At 61.8% G+C, this 23,962-nt stretch carries 12 protein-coding genes; 5 read left to right on the forward strand and 7 right to left on the reverse strand.

The window, feature by feature from the left end:
* Positions 1-84 precede the first annotated feature (84 nt).
* A complete protein-coding gene (locus tag VGN12_11065) occupies positions 85-3,636 on the forward strand; it encodes an aminotransferase class I/II-fold pyridoxal phosphate-dependent enzyme (protein ID HEY4309983.1) in 3,552 nt (1,183 codons plus the stop codon).
* Between the two features lie 259 nt (positions 3,637-3,895).
* Entirely contained in the window at positions 3,896-4,078 is a 183-nt protein-coding gene (locus tag VGN12_11070; protein ID HEY4309984.1) for a hypothetical protein, read from the forward strand.
* Between the two features lie 555 nt (positions 4,079-4,633).
* Here VGN12_11070 and VGN12_11075 read toward each other — a convergent pair.
* The 5 genes from VGN12_11075 to VGN12_11095 all read right to left on the reverse strand — a co-directional run bounded on the left by VGN12_11075 (position 4,634) and on the right by VGN12_11095 (position 17,037).
* Entirely contained in the window at positions 4,634-6,103 is a 1,470-nt protein-coding gene (locus VGN12_11075; protein ID HEY4309985.1) for a BBP7 family outer membrane beta-barrel protein, read from the reverse strand.
* Positions 6,104-6,552: 449 nt separating this feature from the next.
* Positions 6,553-9,630 carry a c-type cytochrome domain-containing protein gene (locus VGN12_11080; protein HEY4309986.1) on the reverse strand — a complete coding sequence of 1,026 codons (3,078 nt, stop codon included), beginning with the start codon at positions 9,628-9,630 and terminating at the stop codon, positions 6,553-6,555.
* Between the two features lie 42 nt (positions 9,631-9,672).
* Entirely contained in the window at positions 9,673-12,717 is a 3,045-nt protein-coding gene (locus VGN12_11085) for a hypothetical protein (protein ID HEY4309987.1), read from the reverse strand.
* A gap of 429 nt (positions 12,718-13,146) precedes the next feature.
* Positions 13,147-15,672 (reverse strand): DUF1549 domain-containing protein, encoded by a 2,526-nt coding sequence (locus VGN12_11090; GenBank protein HEY4309988.1) that lies wholly within the window; start codon positions 15,670-15,672, stop codon positions 13,147-13,149.
* 249 nt (positions 15,673-15,921) lie between these two features.
* Positions 15,922-17,037 carry a TIGR00730 family Rossman fold protein gene (locus tag VGN12_11095; protein HEY4309989.1) on the reverse strand — a complete coding sequence of 372 codons (1,116 nt, stop codon included), beginning with the start codon at positions 17,035-17,037 and terminating at the stop codon, positions 15,922-15,924.
* A gap of 369 nt (positions 17,038-17,406) precedes the next feature.
* Here VGN12_11095 and VGN12_11100 point away from each other — a divergent pair, with 369 nt between their 5' ends.
* Positions 17,407-17,754 (forward strand): STAS domain-containing protein, encoded by a 348-nt coding sequence (locus tag VGN12_11100; GenBank protein ID HEY4309990.1) that lies wholly within the window; start codon positions 17,407-17,409, stop codon positions 17,752-17,754.
* An 83-nt stretch (positions 17,755-17,837) separates the two neighbouring features.
* Here VGN12_11100 and VGN12_11105 read toward each other — a convergent pair whose 3' ends face one another.
* Complete coding sequence (locus tag VGN12_11105; protein ID HEY4309991.1) at positions 17,838-18,074, reverse strand: hypothetical protein; 237 nt, start codon at positions 18,072-18,074, stop codon at positions 17,838-17,840.
* Positions 18,075-18,466: 392 nt separating this feature from the next.
* On the opposite strand from VGN12_11105, the gene VGN12_11110 reads away from it, so the two are divergent.
* Positions 18,467-21,097 carry a Tex family protein gene (locus VGN12_11110; protein ID HEY4309992.1) on the forward strand — a complete coding sequence of 877 codons (2,631 nt, stop codon included), beginning with the start codon at positions 18,467-18,469 and terminating at the stop codon, positions 21,095-21,097.
* A 56-nt stretch (positions 21,098-21,153) separates the two neighbouring features.
* A complete protein-coding gene (locus VGN12_11115) occupies positions 21,154-21,627 on the forward strand; it encodes a hypothetical protein (protein ID HEY4309993.1) in 474 nt (157 codons plus the stop codon).
* A gap of 24 nt (positions 21,628-21,651) precedes the next feature.
* Here VGN12_11115 and VGN12_11120 read toward each other — a convergent pair whose 3' ends face one another.
* Complete coding sequence (locus VGN12_11120; protein HEY4309994.1) at positions 21,652-23,958, reverse strand: DUF4129 domain-containing protein; 2,307 nt, start codon at positions 23,956-23,958, stop codon at positions 21,652-21,654.
* Between the last annotated feature and the right edge of the window lie 4 nt (positions 23,959-23,962).

Here is a 23,962-nt window from a genome sequence, read left to right on the forward strand (position 1 = left end):
CAAACTGCCTGATCCCTCCGACGGGAAATACCTAGGGCCGCCGTTGCCTAAACGTTATTCGTTTAATGCGGGAGTCGAAAAGCTGTGTCAGATCAAACTCGAGGCTTGTTCTTTGGGCCCCCGAACCTGGTCGATCTTCTCCGGCATCTGGCCGCCCATCGCGGGGATGACCTCGCGTTCGTTTACCTGGTCGATGGGGAAAACGAAGAGATTTCGATCACCTATGCCGAGTTGGACCGGCAAGCTCGCGGCGTCGCTGCTTGGCTGCAAGCGCACGGCCTGCAAGGCCAACGGGCCATGCTGCTGTATCCGCCCGGCCTTGATTTCATCGTGAGCTTCTTCGGCTGCCTCTATGCCGGCGTCGTGGCTGTCCCGGCTTATCCGCCGCGGATGAACCGTTCGATGGGACGGATTCAGGCCATTGCCGGGGATTGCGACGCGCGTGTCGCGCTAACCACCGGCGCCGTGCTGGAACGCGTACAGCCTCTGCTGGGCGCCAGCCGCGACCTGATGAAAGTTCGCTGGCGCGCCACCGACCAATCGCACGCCAGTATCGAAGCGGCCTGGGAATACCCGGATGTCGGGCCGGGCACGCTCGCATTTTTGCAATACACGTCTGGTTCGACCGGACGCCCCAAGGGGGTCATGCTCACACATGGCAACCTGGTCCAGAACTCCGGGTTGATTAAGTATCTGTTCGACCAGAGCCAGCGTACCGGTCGCGGCGTCTTTTGGTTGCCCAGCTATCACGATATGGGCTTGATCGGCGGCATTTTGCAGCCGATGTTCATCTCGTGCCCGAACGTGCTGATGTCTCCGGTGGCCTTCCTGCAGCGGCCGATTCGCTGGCTGCAAGCGATTTCGAAGCATCGCGGCACGATCAGCGGCGGACCGAATTTTGCCTACGACCTATGCGTGCGAAAAACCACGCCGGAACAGCGCGCGGAACTGGACCTGAGTAGTTGGTCGCTCGCCTTCAACGGTGCCGAGCCAGTACGGGCCGATACGATTGATCGGTTCTGCGAAGCTTTCGAGCCCTGCGGATTCCGTCGCGAGGCGTTTTATCCTTGCTACGGCCTGGCCGAAGCTACGCTCATCGTGTCCGGCGGCTACAAAGATGCTGCCCCCGTGATTCGCGATTTTTTGCCGGACCACCTCGAAATGGGGCATGCCGCGGAGGGGAATGGCGAGGGACGCCAAATGGTTGGCTCTGGCGAAAGCGGTCCCGGCCATCAGGTCGTGATTACCGACCCTGAGAACATGCGAGCTTGTCCTGACGGCACGATCGGCGAAGTGTGGGTCAAAGGCCCCAGTGTCGCGCAGGGGTATTGGAACCGTCCCGAAGAAACGGGCCATGTGTTTCGTGCTCTCCTTGCCGATACGGGCGAAGGTCCGTTCCTGCGCACAGGCGATCTTGGCTTTCTCGATCGCGGCGAGTTGTTTATCACCGGCCGCTTGAAAGACCTGATCATCATCCGCGGGTTGAATCACTACCCGCAAGATATTGAGCAAACCATCGAAAAGGCTCACGAGGCGATCCGCCCAAGTTGTGCAGCGACGTTTACTGTCGAAGACGACGAGTCGACGCGATTGGTTGTCGTCGCCGAGATCGAGCGCAGCGGGCGGGCGCAGTCAGAAGAGATCTTCGAGGCGATTCGTCGCGAGATCTCACGCGAACACGAGTTGATCGTCGACGCGATCGTACTGCTCAAGTCCGGAGGGGTACCCAAGACCTCGAGCGGCAAGATTCAACGTCACGCCTGTCGCGCGGCATTCTTGACCGAGGGGCTTGATTCCGTGGCACGTTGGGACTCGCCGGTGCGCGACGCGGTCGAAGAGCCGAGCCTACTGCTTACGAATCGCAACAGCAGTCGCTCGACCGTCAAACAGCGCCGCAACGCCAACAGTTCTTTTGACCAAGAAATTCGTCAGAACGCAACGACACCGGCTGCCCAGCAAAAGTCTGGCACAAGCAGTTCACGGACAAACGGGCATCATGGCAATGGGCATGGGTCGAACGGTAACGGTTCGCATGGCGTGGCCAAAAATGGCAGCGCGGCCAGCGGACAACCCGCGATCTCGAAAGTCGAGAAGGGCGCAGCCGTTCTCGAGGAAGTACGCCGCATCGCCAAGGATCGTGCCCGCGAGTTGACGCTCGACACCACGATCGGTGACATGGGGCTCGACTCGCTCGAGCGAATGGAGATTCTCGCCTCGCTGGAAGAACGCTTCGGCGGGCGGTTTCCTGAGGACGTCATGCCCGAATTGGAAACTTGCCGCCAAGTGCTGGAAGCGGTTGAGTTGTACCTGGGGGGCGGGCAGAAGAAGGCCCTGCGTGTCGAGACGCAGGATATTCCCGCCGAAAACTATAGCTTCGACAAGTTCCCCGAAATCGTGCAGCTGAAGGAAGCCCTCGGCGCATTGAACGAATCGGGATTGCAGAATCCCTTCTTCCATTTGCACGAGCAAGTGGCAACTGACACCACCGTGGTCGGCGGTCGTGAGTTGATCAATTTCTCGAGTTTCAATTACATCGGTATGTCAGGCGACCCAGCCGTGGCCAAGGCCGCAAAGGACGCCATCGATCTTTACGGCACGTCGGTATCGGCCAGTCGACTGGTCTCGGGCAACAAGGTCGTGCATCGCGATTTGGAATTGGCCATCGCGGACCTCATCGGTAGCGAAGACGCCATCATCTTCGTCGGCGGCCATGGCACGAACGAGACGGTCATCGGGCACATGTTCGGCCCTGGTGATCTGATTTTGCACGATGCCTTGGCTCATAACAGCATCGTGCAAGGTTCGATTCTCTCGGGCGCACGTCGCCGTCCCTTCCCGCACAACGATTGGCGTGCGCTGGATCGGTTGTTGAGCGAGTTGCGCGGCGATTACCGCCGTGTGTTGATCGCGACCGAGGGCGTGTACAGCATGGACGGTGACATTCCCGACATGCCACGCTTGATCGAAGTCAAAAAGCGTCATAAGGCGTTCTTGTTGATCGACGAAGCTCATTCGGTGGGCGTCCTGGGACGTCGCGGGCGGGGCATCGGCGAGCATTTTGATATCCATCCGGCCGACGTTGACTTTTGGATGGGCACGCTCAGCAAGGCGCTGGGGAGTTGTGGGGGTTACATCGCCGGCAGCCAGGCGATGGTCGAGTACTTGAAATACACCGCGCCCGGCTTTGTGTTCAGTTGCGGTATCCCGGCGAGTAATACGGCCGCGGCCTTGGCTGCCATCCATCTGCTCGAAGAGGAACCGGAACGCGTGTCGCGGCTTCGCGATAACTCGCGTCTCTTCCTCAGCCTGGCGAAATCGTGGGGCATGAATACGGGCAACAGCAAAGATACGCCCGTCGTGCCTGTGATCCTGGGGAATTCGCTGCACTGCCTCGAGATGTCGCAATTGATGGAACGGCGTGGCGTGAACGTGCAGCCGATCTTGCATCCGGCTGTCGAGGAAAAAGCCGCGAGGTTACGGTTCTTCATCACCTCGAACCATACCGAGGAGCAAATTCGCTACACGGTGCAGGCCCTGGCCGAAGAACTTGCCAAGATCGACCCAAGCTACGTGCAGCGGTCGTCGAATCCCACTGAAAAAATGTCGATCGAGAACGCATCGCCCGTCACGACGTGATAGCAGTTTCTCCTTCTCGGGCGTCGATAATCCGCCGCTCGGGTGGGCCAGTCATTTGCCGGTTGGGTTGGATAGTCTGTGGCGTGACATGACGTAGTCAGGCAAAGGTGAATTGTCTTTGCTTGCTGCCCAGGGCGAGAAGAGCGCGCTTGTTTACTATCGCGCGTCGTAGTAGGATAAACTCACGATCCGCGGCGACGTTGAGCGGCGGCGCACGATCAGAACCAGTTTGAATCTTGATTCAGGAAGGGTGGTTGGCGTGCTAACCGAGCAAGAAGTTGTCCGCAGTTGGCGAAAGCTGTTCAAAGCGGGCGAGTACGACGATTCGGCATTCGCTCGGGCCGAGGCATTGCTGGACGAGCTGCGTGGCGAAAGCCCCTTACGGCACCGCCTCATGACCGAGCTGGATGAGCTTCGCAAACTGCGTAGTGCCGACGTTTAAGCCCTCGTGCTTGGCCATCGGGATTTAGCCGGCAGGACGTAGTAGTTGGCAAGTCGCCTCAGTCGGCGAGCAAGTTTGACGGCAGAACTGTACCCGGTGATAGCCGGCCTTTTGTTGCCAGATTCGCAGATCCTCGACCGATCAGATTGCGGTCTGTGCGATTCTTTAACTCACTGCGACTCTTCAAGACCGTGTGGTTTTTCACGGCAGTGGTCTTCACGAAGGTGGCACCGCTCAAGGCTCGCGTTACTATCGAAGAGAGCGACACCCTCTGGCATCGCGTCGCAGGTGCTGCATGAGCGGTGCCTGGCCATCTCCGACGCAAGGCCGTCTGAGTGAGCAAGCGTGATAAGGCTCTCGCTGCACCCCCTCGGCAATTTCTGCCAGACGACATTCAGCCTTTGGTATCGTCGGCGCACCTCGCTATCGCGGGCATTCTTTCCTGTACCACTGACCGTGGTCTCGGTCTCTCAGAATTGCGCCACGATCGTTGGGTGATGCTGATTCGTATCGCTCCACGAATTTCACGTCACCCCGACGGCCGGCCTATGGCGTTTAGCGGTTGAAAATCAGGCCCACCGTCAGACCTTGCATGAACACGGTCTGCTTGTTGTTCCCGTGGACCAGGATGCCCATGTTCGGCAACTGGTAGTTGATCATGTCGGCCGGCCGGGCGACGTTGCCGACCAGGATGCCAGTCCAGCCGACGTTGAACGAGGCCTTGTTGAAGACCTGGTATTGCAGGTTGAACCGCAATTCACCCAAGGGGGAGAATTCCGTCTTCTGCACCGCAGTGTTCCAGCCGGTAGGGAGCAGGTTCAGCGATCGGCCTTGGACGGTCGAGACGCCGCCCGCTACGGTGTTCGAGGCGATCTCGCCCTGTTGCAGGTTGTTCTGCCAGTTGGCCATCGCGGCGAAGCGACCTTCGCTGGTGAACATCAAGCGATTGCGCTTGTGGGCGAATCGCAAGCCGATCTGACCACCACCCATGTTATTGATCGAACGGGTGTTCCAGTAGCTCGAATCGAGCACGCCACCGGTGCCGATGACGGCAAAGCTTTCGTCAAAGCGGAAGTAACGTACGCCGCCCAGGACTTCCCAGGTGACCGGGTGGAACGCCGGTCGCAGGCGCCATACGTAGTCTGCTTCCGCACCCCACAGGCTACGGTGATCGTAGGCGATGAGCGAGGTGAAGTTGACCGGCAACGTCGCCAGGTCCCCGAAGTCCGGAGCTCCGGCGTTCGAGGGGACTGAACCGCTGCTGGGGTTCGGTCCATAGCGTCCGAAAATACCGTTGCCGTTTAAGTCCGCGTCATGCCCGGTACCGTTGGGATCGACGAAGCCTTGCAGCAGCGAGATTCCTTGCGGTCCTTGAGGTGGTGCGTAGAACGGCACTCCGACGTTGTTGGCAAAGGCGTTCTGGTCGTTATCGTACAGCCGGAACGCGCTGAGCAAGAAGCCGTGATTCTTGTCCATCCAGCCACCTTCCCAGCGGTAGCCGTTCGACGGTCCTTGTCCGATCCAGCCGGTGTCCATCGGCGCGAGCTGCGGGCCCGCAATGCTACCTCCGGTCGTGCCGTCCGAGCTTGGGACCGTCCGGGCACCGTAGAAGACACTCGAACCCGTCGAATAGCCGGTCGCGATGTCGGGATTGCCGATCAACGTGCGATGCGGAGCAGTGACCGTGTACCGCAGGTAATCCCACGAGGCCCACCAGCCGGTGTTGGGCGCGATGCCCGCCCCGTAGGTGCTGATGTCGGCCGGGGCGAAGACCTCCATGTCCGCGATATTGACGAACTCGGGCCCCGAGGCGTCAATGCCGCTCGGCGGCTCATCGCCAACGGTCGGACCTGGGCCGGGACGATCGCGAGCCGGCTGTGGAGGTCCACTCGGTTGTTGGGGCACGGGCGGATGCACATTCGAGTAGCGGTCGACCCCGGGTTCAATACCCAGGGCCAACGACGCGCTCAATAGTTGCACGGCCAATGCTAGCAGCAGGGATGCTTTCAAACGGCTTATCGACATCGTCGGAGTCCACATAAGGTCCACGACCGTTTCCGCGCACTCGCACAACGGAGAACTCCGCTGTAGGCGTTCGTGCCGGTAGTATCGGCCATGCCTGTCGCGTGAGTTGAGTAAGAAAGGTAAACCTTGCCGGAAAAAGAACCCTTTCCGATTCCGAAGAGATTGCCGCCACTCGACTGCGTATTATGAGTCGACTGCGATGAGTTTGACGGCGCAAGCAACCCACGCCTTGAAAAGACAGGATGTCTGCGGGAACCCTCCTGACGGTCTAGAGCGATCGTTTTTCGCTCTCGCGAGGGCGCGATTTCACAGACAATTTTCTACCGGCTGTGCAAGCCGTAGCTGGATCAGCGGTTCCTGTTACTCCAGGGGCAGCAGATAGCACCCAAGCGAAATCGGCTGGCGACAGATTTCTGCCTGCACTAAGCAATCGAAAGCCGCGCCGAGACTTACGGCTGCTTCGCATCGAGCGTGTAGACCGGCTTCGCGTCCAGGGCGTTCCAGGCCCGCAAAACGCTGTCCTGGCCCCCGGCGACCAGGAACTTGCCGTCGGGCGTGATCGCGGCGGCATACATATAGTCCGCGCCGCCGCCGAAGTCGCGTACGCGCTTGCCGCTATCAACCTGGTGTAGGTGGACCAGCTTATCTCCCGCGCAAGAGATCGCTTCATCGCCGGGGCCGACGAACGCCACGGCCGTCACTTCCTTCGTAAAGCCGGCGATCGTTCGCTGCTGCTCGCCGGTTTCGAAGTTCCACACCTTGATCACGTTGTCGGCGCCACCGCTTGCTAGCACGCGCCCCTGCGCTTGCCAGGTGACTGATAGCACATGGTGCGTATGCCCCTCGAACGATTTAACGAGCTTGCCGGAGTTGATGTCGAAGACCTTCACGAACTTGTCGGCGCCGCAACTGGCGAGGTACTTGCCCTCGGGCGAGAAGTCGACGCCGAAGATGGTATCGCTGTGGGCGTCCGAGATCTCACGGGCCAGGGTGCCGTCGGCGACGTTCCAGATCTTCAACTCGCCGCTGCGTGACGGCTCGCCACTACCGCTTGCGAGCAGCTTGCTATCGGGACTGAAATCGAGCGCCGTGACGCGATCAGCCAAGAGCGGACTCTCCGCCCCGCCGATCGTTCGTTGCCAGACCCAGGCCGGATGCAATTCCCAGGCGGCGGCGGTTTTGTCCGCGCCACCGGAAACGACTCGCCCGGCACTGGCGAAGCCGAGATTGAGAATCGGCGCGGCGTGCCCGGCGTATGTTTCGAACGGGGCGCCGGTCTCGGCGCTCCACAAATGCACCAGGCGATCGTCGCCCCCGGTGGCCAATTGCAGATTGTCAGGCGCGAAGGCGACCGTGCGGATTGGCTGTTCGCTGGCCACGGCCGTTTGCTTCGCGGTTTCGAGTTCGGCCTGCGATTGCTTGAGCGAGGCTTCCGCGGCCTCTTGAGCGGACTTGGCGACGGGCACCGCATCCGTGGCCCGTTTCGTAGCCGCATTCGCCGCCACGAGCGCCTGATCGGCCGCGGTCTTCGAAGTCTCGGCTTGCTTCCGAGCTGCCTCGGCGTCGGTCGCCGCCTTGGCTTTTGCCGCCACGGCGTCGGTGGCGGCCTTGAGCTTGGCCGGCGATTCGGCCACGGCTTTTTCTGCCGCGACCTTGGCTTCCTTCGTCGCGGTGATTTTAGCAACGGCTTCGGCCGAGGCTTTCTCGCCAGCGACCTTGGCATCGGCCAAGAACTTATTCGCCGGCAGGGCGTCCGCCGCAGCCTTGGCCTGGGCGGCCATTTCCGCGATCGACTTCGCCGCGGCTTCGGCGTCGGCAATTACTTTGTCGGCGCCAGCCTTGGCGTCTTCCGCGGCTTTGGCCGCAGCCGCGGCCTCGGTCGATGCTTTGTCGGCGGCCACTTTTTCTTCTTCGGCTTTCTTCGCGGCCTCAATCTTTTCCGCGACCGCTTTCTCGGCCGCGGTGATCGCTTCCATGCTCTTCTTCACACCCTCGGCTTCCGAGGCCGCGGCTTTCTCGGCCGTACCAACCGCCGCCGTCAGGTAGGCGACATCGCGCTGTCGACCCGCGATCGTGCGTTCGACGTTCGCCACATTTAGCTGCGTCGTCACATCACCACGCATCTCGGCCAGCATCTTGCCGTCGGCGGCGTTCCACAGCCGGGCAATGCCATTGACTCCGGCCGTCGCAAACCGGGCAGCATCCGGGCGCACAGCCACGGCCGTGACCGCGCTGCAGTGATCCAGCTTGTGCAGCACTTTGCCGTCGGCCAGATTCCACAGCCGTGCGGAGCCATCAACGCTGCCCGAGAAAACTCGCGCCGGCATGCCAGTCACGCTGGCCAGCGCCGTTACGGGTTGCTCGTGACCGGTAAGTGTGATGAGGGGCGCGGCGTCGGCGATCTGTTGGGCCGTGGCCGCGGCGATATCCCATACGCGGATCAAATTGTCAGCGCCGCCGGCCGCAATTTGTGCTCCATCGCTGACCAGGGCCACAGCGCTCACGGCCGCGGGCGTATTGACGCCTCCGAGCGCCGCGCCGTCAGTGACTTGCCAGGCGCGGATCGTCTTGTCAGTCGAACTGGAAAACAGCCGGCTGCCGTCGGCTGAAAACACCAGGCCAGTGATCGGCGCAGCATGCGCCGCGATGGTGCGTGCCGGCGCGCCGGTAGCCGCGTCCCAAAGCTTCACTTGCCCATCGTTTCCGCCGGTGGCCAGAAGCTTGCCGTCGGCACTCGTGGTCAGCACGGTGACCGATTCTGGCGCGACAGCTTCCAGCGTGTAGGAACGAACATTGCGCGGCCGGCTCCACAGCTTGATGGTGCGATAACCGCCCGAGGCCAGCGTGCCGCCGTCGGGACTGATGGCTAGCGACTGAACTATGTCGAGGTCCGCGGCTCCTGGCTTCTGATAGATGCCGGTCCGCAGCAGTTCAGGATCCGTCAGTCGGCCAACCAGGCGCCCCGTCGGCGCGTGATAGACGAAAATCTGATTCGCGCGGCCGCAGGCGGTGTATTGCCCATCAGGCGTAATCGCCACGGCATAAATCGGATTCACCCCCGGCGGCAAGGGTTGCCAGTCAATCGATTCGGCGACTGACGTCGCGCCGGTGGCCCCCTGGTCGATCCACAATTTGACGAGCCCCAGCGCTTCGCTCGACAGCGGCGCTGCGTTGGCCTTGTTTCCCTCAGGCGGCATCAGCGGCTCGGCCTTGCCTGTGGCGCGATCCAAAAGTAGGCTTTCGCCTCCCTTGCCCGCGACGGCGGCCGGGCCCGAATCGCCCCCCTTGAGCATCGTTTGCGGGCTTTCGAGGTTTAGCCCTCCTTCGTGCGTCGTCGAGTTATGGCAGGCCAGGCAGTGCTTCTTCAAAAGTGGCTGCACGTCCTTCGCGAAATCAACGGGCGCGTCGCGCTTGATTTCAGCGATGGGAATTGTCTTCACGGCATCGTCAGCTTGCGCGGCAGCGACGACCACCGTCAGGCAAAGTGCAAGCGGGATGACCGTATATCGGACGAGGCTGATAGGCATGGCTTTACCGATAGTCTGCTTAAACAATCTTGAAGGGCGTCATTATTTCGCCGTCTCGATTTCCACAGCGAGCGGAGCGTCGACCTGGAAATCGGCGCCGCCGAATTTGAATTTGGTGCGGGCCGTGAGGGCGTGCTTGCCGGGCGCGGCGTCGGCGGCTGCGACCAGCGCGAACTTACTGGCCGCCTGATCGCCCGGGATCGCAAGCTTCGCGGCCGACAGTCCCTTGGCCGTTTCAGGCACGATCAGTTCGACCTCGATCGGTTCGGCAAAGGCATACAGCCGGCCGAGCGTCACGGGGACCTCGGTCGTGGTGCCTGGCTTCACGGCCGCGGCCAATGGCGTGACAGCGAGCGACAACGGTCCGTCGGTGATCTTCACCTGCGTCGATGTCGAGGTCTCGAAGATGTTCACGTTCTTGGGCTCGGCAGCTTTCGCCAGGTCGGCAGCCCGTTTATCTGCAGCGGTCTTGGCATCGGCGGCGGACTTGGCCTTAGCGGCCGCGTCGGCGGCGGCCTTGTCACGTGCGGATTTTTCAGCGGCAGCCGCTTGCGATTTCGCCGTGGCCTCGGCGGCTGCCTTTTGCGCGGCGTCATTTGTCGCCGTAACGGCCTGCAACTGCGTTTGCGCCTCGCCTGCCGCTTTCTCCGCGGTATCCTTGGCTTGCACCAGGTCCTGATTCGTCGAGTCTTTGTCCGCGGCCTCACGCGCTTGCGCGAGCTTAGCCTGCGCGGCCTTCATGGCATCGGTCGCCGCGACGAGTTTTTGTGATTCGGCCTGGGCCAGTTCGATGGTCTGTTTCGCTGCGGCAGCGGAATCGGTTGCTGACTTCTCGGCGGCCTGACGCGCTTGTTCCGCGGCTTGCGATGCGGCTGTGATCTCGCCGGCCAGCCGGTCAATCTCTTTTTGCATTGTCGCCGCGGCTTCGGCGCTTTGAGGATCGCGCCGGTAAGGAACGCTGGCACCGACCTGCAATCGCAGGTCGTAAAGGCCGGGCCGGGCCTTGTCGGCGATCTCGAGCACGAGCTTACCGTCGCTCGCTTCGGGAGCGATGGTGATCGGCGCCGCTTTCACGTTCGCCGGCAGCGCGATCGCGGTCAACGTGACCGGCTGCTTCATGTCCCCGCGGCGCGTGACCTTGACGGGAATTTCCAGCTTGCCGGCGCGCGACATTTCCCATGTCTTGTCCTCGCCCAACTCGACCAGCACGGGGGCCGTGTCGCGATCGATCACCGATAGCCACAGATCGCGTGCCACGCGCGAGTCGGGCGATTGCGTTGCCGCGACCGACCATTGGGTCGACGCCGGGCGTGCGACACGGGGCACTTCTTTGCCCTCGATTTGCGCCTTGCCGACAACATGAATCGCGCCCGTCCAGGCGGCTTGTTCGTCGCTGGCTCGCAGCACCAAGGTCGTCGTATTCTGGCCGGCCGGAATGAGCGATTTACTGACCGTAACGCCCGCCGGCAGGCCTTCGACCGCGAGCGGAATTTCACCGTCGAAGCCATCGCGGCGCAGGGCAACGACGTTGATCATTTCCGTTCCGCCACGCCGTAGCAGCGGGTTGCCCGGCTGAGATTCGGCCGGAGCCGTGAGGTTCGCATGGTAGGCAGGCACAGCGACCAATCGATAGTCGGGCGCGGCTTTGCGAATCGCCAAGGCGTACACCAGCCGCGGGTCGCCGCGCGATCCGGCGTACAAATCCCGAATCAGAATGCGATACGTACCATCCTCGGGAGCCGTGAAGCGATAGGCCGGATCGTCGCTGTCGGGCTTGAACGTGGCGATGCCGATGCCCTTGGCTGTGTCGTCGAGCTCTTGCACGTCAGTGGCCTGGACCTCGCCTTTGTCGTTGCGCGTGACGCGTTGAATGAGCAGGTAAGGATCGGTCGGCAAGCCCAGCCGCTGCGAGATCGCCTCGATCCAATACGCCTCCCCTTTCTTGGCGTCGAACGAGATCCAGTCGTAATCACCGCGCGGCGTGAACTGACCAACGTAAGTGCAAGGCGCGGTCACTGCTTGCGGCTTGTCGGGATCGTTGTTCGGCTCCTGCTCGGCCACGACCGCGGCCGAGGTAAAGCCGATCAGAAGCGGATTCGAGCTGCCGGTGGGCGTCGTCAAACGATATTCGAAACCGTCCAGGTTCACGTCCTGCGCTCGGGCCAGGCTGCTGATGGCCAGTTCTTCGGTGGCGGAGCCCGTCGGAGCCTCGATTTCCACGGTGAGCTTCTCGAGCGGCCGGCCGCGCGACGTCAGCCCCGCAACCTTCTCACCACCGGGCAGATGACTGCCGTACAAGGTGAACGAGGCTTTCGTGCCGGGCACGGCTACAGGCGGAAAGACGAAATCGACATACGGCCCGGTCGAAACGAGTAAGCGGTAAAAGTGATCATTGCCGCCGCGATACAAAAAATCGAAGAGCTTGATGACATACTCGCCATCGGCCGGCGCCGTGAAGGCCAGCAATGGATCGCGCCGATTGGTGTCGCGATCCGTGGCCAACTCGCGGCCCGTCGCGTCGTAAATCGCCAGCGTCGCGTCCATCCGCGAATCGATGCGCTCGGCCCAGACGTCAATGATGACCTGCTCGTCCTTCTTAAGCGCGATCTTGAAAAAGTCATTGGCCGTGGCGTCGGCCGTGCCATTGATGATCGTGTTCAACGGGATCGCCGCGGCCTTGTCGACCGTATGGTTATCCGCCGGTTCGCTCTGCTCGGGCAGGCTGCCTACGACGAAAGCGCGCGGATTCGAAACGCCAAAGCGCCCCGCGAAGCGCGCTTCGTACACGCCCGGCGGGACATCCGGATGAATGGCGACCGTAAACTCATTGGGGATCGGTTGCTGCCCCTTTTCGAAAAGGCCCGCGGGCCTGGACTTTTGCACAGCCGTGATATGGGGGTGCGAGAAAACCAGCCGATCGGCCCCCTCGATATCGACGCCGGCCGCGAGCTTCACGTCGACGATCGTGCCTTGCCGACCGCCCGCCGGCGAGAGGGCATGCAGTTGTGCCGCGGGGAGCTGCGCAAAAATCGGTGCAGCGACGACCGTCGTCCAGGCGGCAAAGAGCACGCAGCGAAGCACTCGCACCGAGGCGCGCGTGCGCCTGTGAAATGAAACACGGGTTCGAACATTCTCCATCGTGGAGTCCTCGCCGGAGGCTGGTCAGCAGACCGGCCTCGGCTTCGAGGCAGGCCTGTATTTTTCGGGCAGGTATCTTGGAGGGACTATTCATCGGGACGAAACCGTCACGCGCCGGGCTTTCAATCTGCTCGGGCACGTTCGGCAGGTCCGCGCTATCAGCATCCGCCGCGAGGAGCGACGGATGCCGCCATTGCCAATCAACACTCGTCTGAGGACGAGCATGCGTCGCGATGCACGGCCGGGGCCGCCGCGACCCTTACAGTCTGACCCACGAGTGGCCAGAAATCCACTGCCGAGCCAAGGTTGCACGGCGATCCGCAGCGTCCGACCGGTCAAGTTCCAGCGAACCGCCGGCCGGGCAAGCGCCGTGCGGTTCTAGTGGTTGAACAGGAATTCCTTGGTATTAACCAAAGCCCACAGGATGTCCTCATAGGCTTGCTGCTTGTTCTGATTCTTGGCGACGTGCCCCGTGGCGATGGCCAGTTCGTCCGAAGCGGGCTCGCGTGCGTAAACGCACAGATACAGCTCGCGCACTTTCTCTTCGTCGCTGCGCCCGGCGTCGGCCGCCAGCCGTGCCGCCCGGCCGGTGCCATTGGCCAGTTTGCCCTGCACTTCGGCCGAGTTGAGCAGATGCAGGCTTTGCGCCAGGTTCGCCTCTTGCGAGCGCTCGCATTCGCAGGCGCTGGCCGCCTCGGGCTTGCCGAAGACGGTGAGGAAGTACGAGTTCACGCCCGTATCCGGAATCTGCACCGCACGGGTGCCGGCCGGCAGGCCCGAGAAACTACTCGGCGCCGCGGTCACACCGTCCAAGGCATCCAGCAGCACTTCGGCCGTCAGACGCTTCGGATAGTAGCGCGAGAAATTCTGCTTGTCGTTCAGGTTGTAATCGTTCGGCAGAGCGCTGAGCTGGTAAACATTCGACCGGCAGATCGTGCGAACCAGATCCTTCAGGTCGAAATGCGAACTGATGAAATGGCTGGCCAGCGCGTCGAGCAGCGCCGGGTTCGACGCCGGGTTCGTGACCCGCATGTCATCCTCGGGGTCGACGATGCCGCGGCTGAAGAAGTGCTTCCAGTAGCGATTGACCAGCGACTTGGCGAAGAACGGGTTTTGCGGGTCAGCCATCCAATCCACCAGCGCCTCGCGCGGGTCACGCTCGGCCGAGATGTCGCTCGGCTTCGCCCCCAGGCCCGTGGGCGCCAGGCTTTCGTTCGTCTTGGGATTTGTCGCGCGAGCCAAGCCGCGCTTGCTGTAAACGCGCAGCTCTTCGGGCAGGTCCCCCGGCTTGCGCGCTACTTGCGAGAAGAAGGCCGAGAAACCGTAGTAGTCGCGTTGGCTCCAGGCCTCGAACGGATGATGGTGGCAGCGGGCACATTGAATTCGCAAGCCAAGGAACAACTGGGCGCTGTCCTCGACCTGCTGATTCGCATCTTTCACTTCGCGATACCAGGCAACCGGCGGATTTTCGCCGACATCGCCCGACGCGGTCAGAATGTCGCGCACGAACTGGTCGTACGGCTTGTTGATGTACAGGCTCTCGCGAATCCAATCGTGGAACGCGTACGTGCCACGCATGTAATTGGGATTTTGCCGGCGGTTTCGCAGCACCGCGGTCCATTTATTAGCGAAGTAGTCAGCATATTCCGCGCTATCGAGCAAACGGTCGATCGCCCGATCGCGTTTGGCCGGATCCTGGTCAGCCAGAAAGGCGCGGGACTCTTCCAACGTCGGCAGCCGGCCGGCAATATCGACCGAAACGCGACGCAGGAACGTGGCGTCATCGCAAACCGGCGACGGCGGTACGCCCAGAGTTTTCAGCTTGGCGAAGACGGCATCGTCGACGAAGTTCTTCGAAGGAGGCAGACTGTCGACGCTGGCCCCCAATGGAACGTTCGCGCGAAATACACCAACGTGCCCCTGATAGCGGGCCATCACGGCTACGTCGCCCGTCAGGTCGAGGGTCTTCACCAAACCCAGCGGCGAAACCTCGGCCATTTCCGTGTCGTTCGGGTCGAACTGTGCGAGGCGTGTTACATCCTCGACCGTGCCGTCGGTGTAATGCGCTACGACCGCGATCTGTTGCTCACCCTGACGCGATAGCACGGCGTGACTGGGCAGTACCTCGATGCTGGCCACCTTCGGGTCGGTGTCCTTCCCGTAGGGCATGCCTTGCGAGATCCACCGCTTAAGCAGCCGGTACTCGAGCGAGTCGCGGTCCAGACGCTGACCACCGCCGTGCGGAATCGCATTGATCGGCTTGGTCAACAGCAGGCTACGATCGGGCGCGGCCGGAAAGAGACGCCGGCCGCGAGCCTCCATCACCAGGTGCTCGTAATCTTCACCTGGCTCGAAACCGAGCAGCGACAGCTTGAAGCCATTCTGACCGCTGGCCTTACCGTGGCAGCCGCCACTATTGCAGCCGAGCTTGGTAAATATCGGCACGACCTGATTCGGAAAATTGATTTGCGGATCGTCGACAAAATGATCGACCGTCACGTCGGCCGTCGATTGCAGTCCATTGGGCCCGACGGCCGTGATCTTTGCTTGACCATCGGCCAAGGGAGTGGCCAGTCCGGTGCTGTCGACACTGACAATGCCGGCCGGATTGGACTGGTACGTGATCTGCCGCGTGACGTCGCGGGTTCCGCCGCCGGCGTACTTGGCCGTGATAGCGAGTTGGCGCTGCGCATCCCGTCCGCGCAACAATAGATTATTGCCGGTCGAGAACGATAGCTCAGTCGCGGCGCCCAGGTCCGCCGCGGGAATCGGCGTAGCGGCCGGCTTCGCGGGAGTGGCCGTGGCGATTTCTTCACCACATGCCGACGGGACGGACCATCCGAAGGCGAAAACGCCGACACAGAAAAACACTACAGCGCGGGAAAACACGGTCGCTGGAGTCATATGGCTCCTCCCGTGAGCTTTTAATCGAGGCGGGGTGCGGGCAGGTAACTAGCGGGAGCCCGGATTATCGCATTCCCCCCGGATGATTGCAATGATTTTTGAAAGCGCGTTTATGTGTTGATGCGTGGGAGGAAGGCCTGGCGGGGGGATCGTGGGATGCCGAGGCGGCTGCAAGGGAGCCGGGAAGGCCTCCGCAGAGAGCGCGGCGCTAAGATACACCGGCCCCACAACTGGTTCGTACGCCTGGCGCTACGATCGTTTTGTGACCGCGCCCCGGTTCAGGGCGTCGATCAGTTGTCGCAAGCGGCCCAAGCTGCGCCGATTAAAGCGGAAGATCAGTCGCGGGAGGGGAGATAGCTGTGGTTCGTCCTTTTCATCCGGCAGGGCAGCGCCAACGGTGAATTGCCCATCGACCAGGATATCGCTGAACTCGGCGTTGATATTGTCCAACAGTTCAGCCGTGGGGGTCTGGCTCAGACGCACCACGAGCTTGTTTTTCACGTACCGCATGCTGTGATAGACGCGGTAGAACTGGTCGATTTCGCGGACGGCGGCGTCGACGCTGTCGGTCATCATGTACAACGACAGGTCCTCGGGCGAAATCATGCCGTGCCCCAGCAGGCGGCGCTTGATGTACTCGTCGAAGTCGGACCAGAAGTTGCCCCCCTTCTCGTCCAGGAAGACGACGGGGACGATGTCGCGCTTGCCGGTTTGCAGCAACGTGAGGACTTCGAATCCCTCGTCGAGCGTGCCGAATCCACCTGGCAGCAGGCAGACGGCGTCGCACTCTTTCACGAACATCAACTTGCGCGTGAAGAAATACTTCATATAAACGAGCTTCGGATCGCCGGCAATGACGGGATTCGAGTATTGCTCGAAGGGGAGCATGATGTTCAGCCCCATCGAGTTTTCGCGCCCCGCGCCCTGATGCCCAGCCTCCATGATGCCGCTGGCGGCACCGGTGACGACCAGCCAACTGCGGGCGGCCATTTCGCGGCCGAAGTCGACCGCCTGCTGGAACGTGGCTTCGTGGGGACGGGTACGCGCCGAGCCGAAGACTGTAACCTTGCGGCGCGAGCGGTAGGGAGAAAAAACCTTGAAGGCCCAGCGCAGCTCGCGCAAGGCGCGGCTGAGGATCTTCAAATCGCCACGGCTCGTGCGATCCGCAGCGAGCTTGTCGGCCGACTCCTTGATCATGGCGATCAAGTCGCTGGCCCGATCGGCGTTCCAAGTATCCGTGATGCCCCCCACAGTATCGAGCGCGGGAGGTTCGCGCTGCGGTGCCGTATCGCTCAAGACAATGCCTGCTTCGGGACGTGGCTGCGACAGAACCTGCGGATGCGGCGGGGGGCGGGCGGCAGCCATCGTTGAACGCCTGCGCACCTTCCGGCGATTACACCTCTGATTATACACACCGCCGATGCGCGGCGCGTAGCCGATCGGCCACCGCCCGTCCCCGAGCGCCGCGGCGCACCAGCAGATCTGCACTGACTGTAGCCGGGGGTCTGCGACCCCCGGAGCGACACTGTGTGAGGTCCCGTCCTCGAAGAGGCCAGCTTCAGAAGACGCCGCGCAGATGCTCGACTTTGCCGTTCGCCTGCACGGCGCGGCGGTGCTACTTGTGGCTCGCTCGGGGGCGGCATAGACTCAGTCGATCAGGGGGCCGTGCAAAGCTCGAAGGCCGAAGTCTCGGCCGAGCAGTAACACGGAATCTTCCAGTGATTTCGTTGCCTCATGGATATCGCGCGCCACCAAAACGTATCGGTGATCGCGCTGGATACCGCTTACGAGGCGCTCGATCAGGCCAAATTCGACGCGGCGCAGAGCATGCTGCTCGAGCACGCGGAAACCGTCGAGCCGGCGCTCGTGGTACTGGATTTGTCGAAGACAGCCTACCTGGGCTCGGCATTCATCGAGGTGATCTTTCGCGCGTGGAAGCGGGTCAAAGCTCGCGAGGGGAAACTAGTGCTGTGCGGTGTGCAGCCGCTGTGCGCCGAAGTACTGCGAACGACGCGGCTGGATTCCGTGGTCGCATGCTTTGCCGATGTCGAAGCGGCGGTGCGGGGCGTGCAAATTGCCTAAAGTTGCGACTGAGCGTGGGCGCAATAAAAAACCGAACGCCGGAGGCGCTCGGTGGTGAGTCGTGATTGCTGCGTCGACGGCGATTAGGCGCTCGGACGACGGCAATGCTGGTAAGCCAGGATGACTTCGTAAAGGTCGGTCGAGATCGTTATCTCGTCATCCTCGAAATCTCGCAGCCAGGTGCGCTCGCTGCGAACGGCGTCCGCCAGCAGCGGAAAGATTTCGCCCAACCGGACTTGGATCGAGTGTTCCTGAGACCTCTGAGCCGTGGCGGTCGAGGAATCAGGGCCGAAATAGACGCGCAATTGGCTACGTGGCATGAAGACGCTTCCTTACGTCGCGGATCCTGGGGACGAGCGTCGAGAGGCACCGCTATCGCCCGACGTCGAGCGCGTGGAATACCCACACGCGCTGGTTTGCGCCCACCCTGGAACGTTGATGAGTATCGGCCACGAGTGTTCTGTGGGTTTGCTCTATTTGGCGGAAAATTCGTTTTTTTCCCAGCAACCTGCTGGCGACGGTCGTTAGACCGACGATGAGAATGCAGCGAGTGCGCTGTGTAGCGGCGGCGGGCAGGCAGGTTAGGCGAATTTGTAAAGGCTGCGCGGCTTGACACCGATCGCAGCCGTTCCTAGATTGCGAAACGAGTAAGGTCTTATCCGCAGGAGCCTTGCGTTGCAGTTCATGCCAACGCGAGGGACACGCACAGCTCATGATCTCTACGATCGATCTCGATATCGGCCAAGTCGCCGAGACTCTCAAGCTCCGCATTGATAGCGTTGCCGCCGTCGTCGATTTGCTCGACAGTGGCAACACAATCCCGTTCATCACCCGCTATCGAAAAGATCAGACGGGCGGGATGGATGAGGAGCAAGTTCGCGCGATTCAGGAGCGCGTCGTCAAGCTGCGGCAATTGGCCGACCGCAAACAAACGATCTTGCGTTCGATCGAATCGCAGGGAAAAACCACGCCCGAGTTAACCGCGCTGGTTGAAGCGGCCGACACGATGAAGCGTTTGGAAGATTTATATCTTCCGTACAAGCCCAAGAAGCAAACGCTGGCCACTGCGGCGCGCGGCCGGGGGCTGGAGCCGCTCGCGAATGAGATCCTCGCCAATGATCCAGCGTGCCAAAATCTCGACGCCCGCGCGGCCGACTTCGTAAACCCCGATCGTCAGTTGCAGAATATCGGCGATGTGCTGTTGGGCGTGGGACACATTCTGGCCGAGATGATCAGCGAGCGCGCGGACCTGCGCGGACGGCTGCGAACGATTCTCGAAGAGACGGGCCGGCTTGTCAGCAGCAGCGTCGAACCGGAGTCGAAGGAAGCGCCACCTGCCCCGGCCGTGACCGAGCCGACGGCCGACGCGGCAAAGCCCGAGACCCCGACACCGGCCGCGGCGAAAAACAAGAAGAATAAAGGAAATCGTGACGGTCACGCGTTTCGCGATTTCTTCGACTACAGCGAAGCGCTATCGAAAATTCCGCCGCATCGGGTGTTGGCGTTAAACCGGGGCGAGCGCGCAAAATTCCTGCGCATTAAAGTCGATGTTGATATCGAGGCGATGCATCGCGTCCTGGACGAGTTAGTTCTCGACACAGCCACGCCGCATGCCGATTTCTTGCGCGGCGTCGCCCGCGACGCACTGGCACGATTGATCCTGCCCAGCCTGGAGCGCGAGGTGCGGCGCGAGCTGACCGATCGAGCCGAAACACACGCCGTCGAGGTGTTCGCTCGCAACTTGCGGAAGCTGCTGTTACAGCCGCCGATTCGTGAATGTCGCGTGTTGGCGCTCGACCCAGGCTTCAAAAGCGGTTGCAAGCTGGCGGCGCTCGACGAGTTCGGCAACCTGCTGGACCACGGTGTCGTTCACCTGGTGGGCAGCGAAGAGCGCCGCACCGAGGCCAAGAACCGAGTCGTCGCGATCGCGCGCGAGCATCACTTGACGGCCATCGCCATCGGCAACGGCACCGGCTGTCGCGAGACCGAGCAATGGGTCAGCGAACTTTTGGCCGGCGAACTGGCCGCGGAAAATATCTCGTACGCCATCGTCAACGAGGCGGGGGCCAGCGTCTATTCCACGAGCCAGATCGGGCGCGAGGAATTTCCGTCATACGACGCGACGCTGCGCGGCGCGATCAGTATCGGCCGCCGGCTGCAGGACCCGCTGTCGGAACTGGTGAAAATCGATCCGGCCAATATCGGCGTCGGGATGTATCAACACGACGTCAAGGTGAAGCACCTGCGCGATTCGCTGGACGGCGTGGTCGAGTCGTGCGTCAATTTCGTCGGCGTTGACTTGAATACGGCCAGCTCGGCGCTGTTGCGATACGTTTCGGGACTGAATCAGTTGACGGCCCAGCGATTAGTGACGTATCGCGTGACGAACGGGCCCTTTACGAGCCGGGCACAGCTTCGCTCGGTATTGGGGTTCGGCGAAGCGGCCTTCGTACAGGCGGCCGGCTTCTTGAAGATTACCGGCGGTGACAATTCTCTCGATGCGACGTGGATTCATCCCGAAAGCTATCCCGCGGCCAGCCAACTGCTCGAGAAGCTCGGCTATCAGCCTGCCGACCTCGCTGACAAAACGAAAGACGCGGAGTTAGCCGAACGATTTGCCGGCGCGAATTTCGCCGAGCTGGCGAAAAGCGTCCACGTCGGCGCGCTGACGCTAGCGGACATGGTCGGCCAATTGACCAGACCCGGTCGCGACCCGCGCGAATCGTTGCCCAAGCCGATTTTCAAAAAAGGCATTTTGAAGCTGGACGACCTCGCTCCCGGCATGGAGCTGATGGGAACGGTGCTGAACGTCGTTGATTTCGGCGCGTTCGTCGACATCGGGCTGAAGGATACCGGCCTGGTACACGTCAGCCAATTGGCGGCGAAGTTCATCCAGGATCCGCATGATTGCGTCAGCGTCGGTGACATCGTCACCGTGTGGGTCATGGCGGTCGATAAAGAGCGTCGCCGCGTATCGCTGACGCTGATCGATCCGGCCTCGCGGCGCGTCGAAGAGCGCCGCGCACCGCGTCCCGAGCGGCGCCGGCCCGAGGGTGCCGCCGCCGGCGCACCGGCCCAGCGATCCGGCGGTCAGCAACAGCAGCGCAGTGGCGGTGGCGGACGTCCCGGTGGTCAACGTTCGGCGCGCCCGGATCGTGGCTCGGACCGGCAGCAGAAGCCGCATACGCCGCCGCGTCCCAAGCCGAAGCCGCGCCCCGTGGTTCCGTTGACGAAAGACATGGCCGATGGTCGCGCCCCGATGCGCACGTTTGGCGATTTGAAGCAGTTCATCGAGATGAAGCGGCAGGATGACGAACCTTCGCCGGAATCGACGCAGAACTAATTTTCCTGGCGCAGCGACGACAAACGCAAAATCAGTTTCGGGGATGATTCGGCCGCATGGATTTCGACGAGCGATTGAAAGAGGCCATATCTCGCGGTGAGCGTCAGCACGCGGCCAAGGCCAATAGCGCGGCGCGCGAGGCGGTCAGCGAGGACGAGCTACGCCGGCTGCACTCGCAATATCGCCTCGAGCTGTCCGAGCACATCGAGCAGGCCGTGCGCCGGTTGCCCGACCATTTTCTGGGCTTTCGTTACGAGTCGCTATCCGGCGAACGGGGCTGGGGTGCCGGGATCAGCCGCGATGACGTGCGGCGCGGCGGCAATTCGTTCAGCCGGTTGGAAGTCGCGATTCGCCCCTACTCCTCGTCGCACGTCGTCGAGTTAACGGCCAAGGGGACGATCTCCAACAAGGAAATCTTCAACCGCACGCACTACCAACGGATTTGGGAAGTCGACCTGGCCAACTATCGGCATACGATCGATTTGTGGATCATCGAATACGCCGAGCGCTATGCGGCGCAGACTTCTTGATCTTGCGTGGTAGGCTGTGCTGCGTCAGGCGGTAACGGTCCGCGCCGCTGTATTTCGCAGCACGATCCACAATCGTTTGACGCCGTCGAGTTTCTCTCCTGCCAGCGATTGCCGCGCATAAGCGACCCGTGCATACAGGCTGGCCAACTCTTGAACTCCTTCGGCCAAGGGCGGATGGGCCGACGCCAGCCGTGCTGTGAACTCCAGCGGCGTCTCTTCCGCCAGCCGCGCCGCATCATGGTCGGCCGCCCAGGCTTCGAGCGCTTCGAAGCTGTATTGCACGATTGCATGCGGCGGATGCCGGGCCGCGGCCCCGCTGGCAAAAGGATCGGCAAACGTCGAGAACGGGCGGGTTACCTTGCGCGGCGCCGATGCATCGACATCTTCGGCGGTGGTTTGAGCACGGCGGCCAAAGATACTGCTCCAAAGAGCCGTCAACTCTTTCCAAGCAGCAATCAAGAAGGCCATTACGTTGGCCCAATAACGGATCACGCCATAAACGAGCGCTAGGCCGATGACCGCGTAGACCAGCATTTTCAGCAGCCACAGCAGGCCGGCCATTGTGCCGAGCGGTGGCGGTCGCAGCGTCGGCGACTGCTGATGATGCTTGGCAAGATCCTGGGCCATCTTCGAAGTCATCGCGTCGCGGGATTTACTATCGTCTTGCGACGATTGTTGCTCGGACTGCTTTTCCCCGCTCTCTCTGCTGGATGACGAGTCCTGTTCTTGGTTTTGCGAGACCTGTTGGTCGGACTGCTTTTTCTCAGTACCAGGCTGCTGATCCTGCTGCTGGCCTTCTTGCTGCTGGTCGTCCGATTGTTGGCGGGATTGTTGTTGATCGGCCTGTTGCTGCTGTTGCGTGCCTTTTGCTTGGTTGGCTTGCCGATCGCCTTGCGAGCGCGGCTGCTGTTGCTGATTCTGCTGGTCCTGTGACGACGGGGACGACTGTTGCTGGCCCTGAGCGCTCGTTTGTTGCTTTTCGCTCGGGCCGCCACCTTTCGACTGAGAATCGCCCTGCTGCGAAGGGGATCCCTGCCCTTGCTCTCCTTCCGAGCCGGATTGCGATCTTTCGCCCTGCTGCGTTTGCTCACTCTGTTGAGATGGCTCGCCCTGTTGCGCCTGTTGCGACTGCCCGCCCGAGTTTTGTTGCCCGGCAGGCGTCTGCTCGCCCTTGGGCGACTGCGCTGATTGTGCCGCAGGATCAGTTTCCGATGACTGCTGCGAACCTTTCGGTGCGCTGGCCGAGGATAAGCTGCCGTTCGGCGTTGTTTGATTCTCGGGCGCTGTTGGATCCGTCGGTGCTGTTTGGTCGTTCGGCGCTGCCGATGAGTTTGATTCGCCCTGGCCGGGGCTGTTGTGCAGCGGAGCGTACGAAGAAGCGTCGCGCGGTGGAGAACTGAGCATGCCCGTCACTGACGAGATCGCATATTCCGGTTGCGGGCGTGGAATGAGCATGGCCAGAAGAATCACCACGCCGGCCAGCACGGCCCCCATGCCCAACCAGGTGCCAGCCATTTCCAGCGGCATTTCCAATCGTCGCTGCCGCAAATAGCGTCGCAGCCCCAGGAAGCTGGTCGTGATCAATAGCCCAAGCGCGCTCGCGACGTAAATCAACAGGCATTGAAAGGCGTACAGCCTTTCGTCGCTCGGCACGAAGTGCTGGCCGAGGCCGAAAAGAGGGAGCGCGGCGAGCGAAAAGTAGATCAGCGTCAATCCAGGCGGCGCCTTCCGGCTGGCGCTCCGTTGCCACCAGGCGTAAGCTCGCTTGATCCACGGTTGTGGCGCAGCCGCGTTTGTCTTGGTAGTGGCCGAGGCCGACGCTTCTTCACGCTTCGCTTCTTCTTGCTTGGTACGGCGCGCGGCCGACGATAGTCGCGGGCTTGGCTTCGGTGGCGCTGCCTCGGCGGTCGAGAGAGCCGCATCGAAGCCCGCGGCCTCGAGCAGTCCTTCGCCTGATGCGTCGTCCTCGTCATCGACCAGTGTGCAATTCCAGACCAGATGACTCGCGCACCACCAGATGATCCCCAACACAAGCCACGCCCACCACGGATGATTCGTGAAGCGCATCATGGCCAGCGCCGCGACCGCGCCCAAGGCGATACCGAATAGGCTGGCGCGTTCGGCCCCTTCGACAATCGAGACGCGGCTGATCAGCACGGCCGCGAAGACAAAGCAACCGGTCGTCCAGAACAGGCGCCCTTCGTACGCGCCGGCGTAAAACACCATCAGTAAAAAGAAGGCCAGGCTGCCGACGAGCAAGATGATCAGCGCCGGGCTGATCGCGATTGCCACGTAATCGATCAACGTCGGCTGTGGTCGCGAATCGGACATTCCG

The organism is Pirellulales bacterium (assembly GCA_036499395.1).
Lineage (GTDB): Bacteria > Planctomycetota > Planctomycetia > Pirellulales > JACPPG01 > JACPPG01.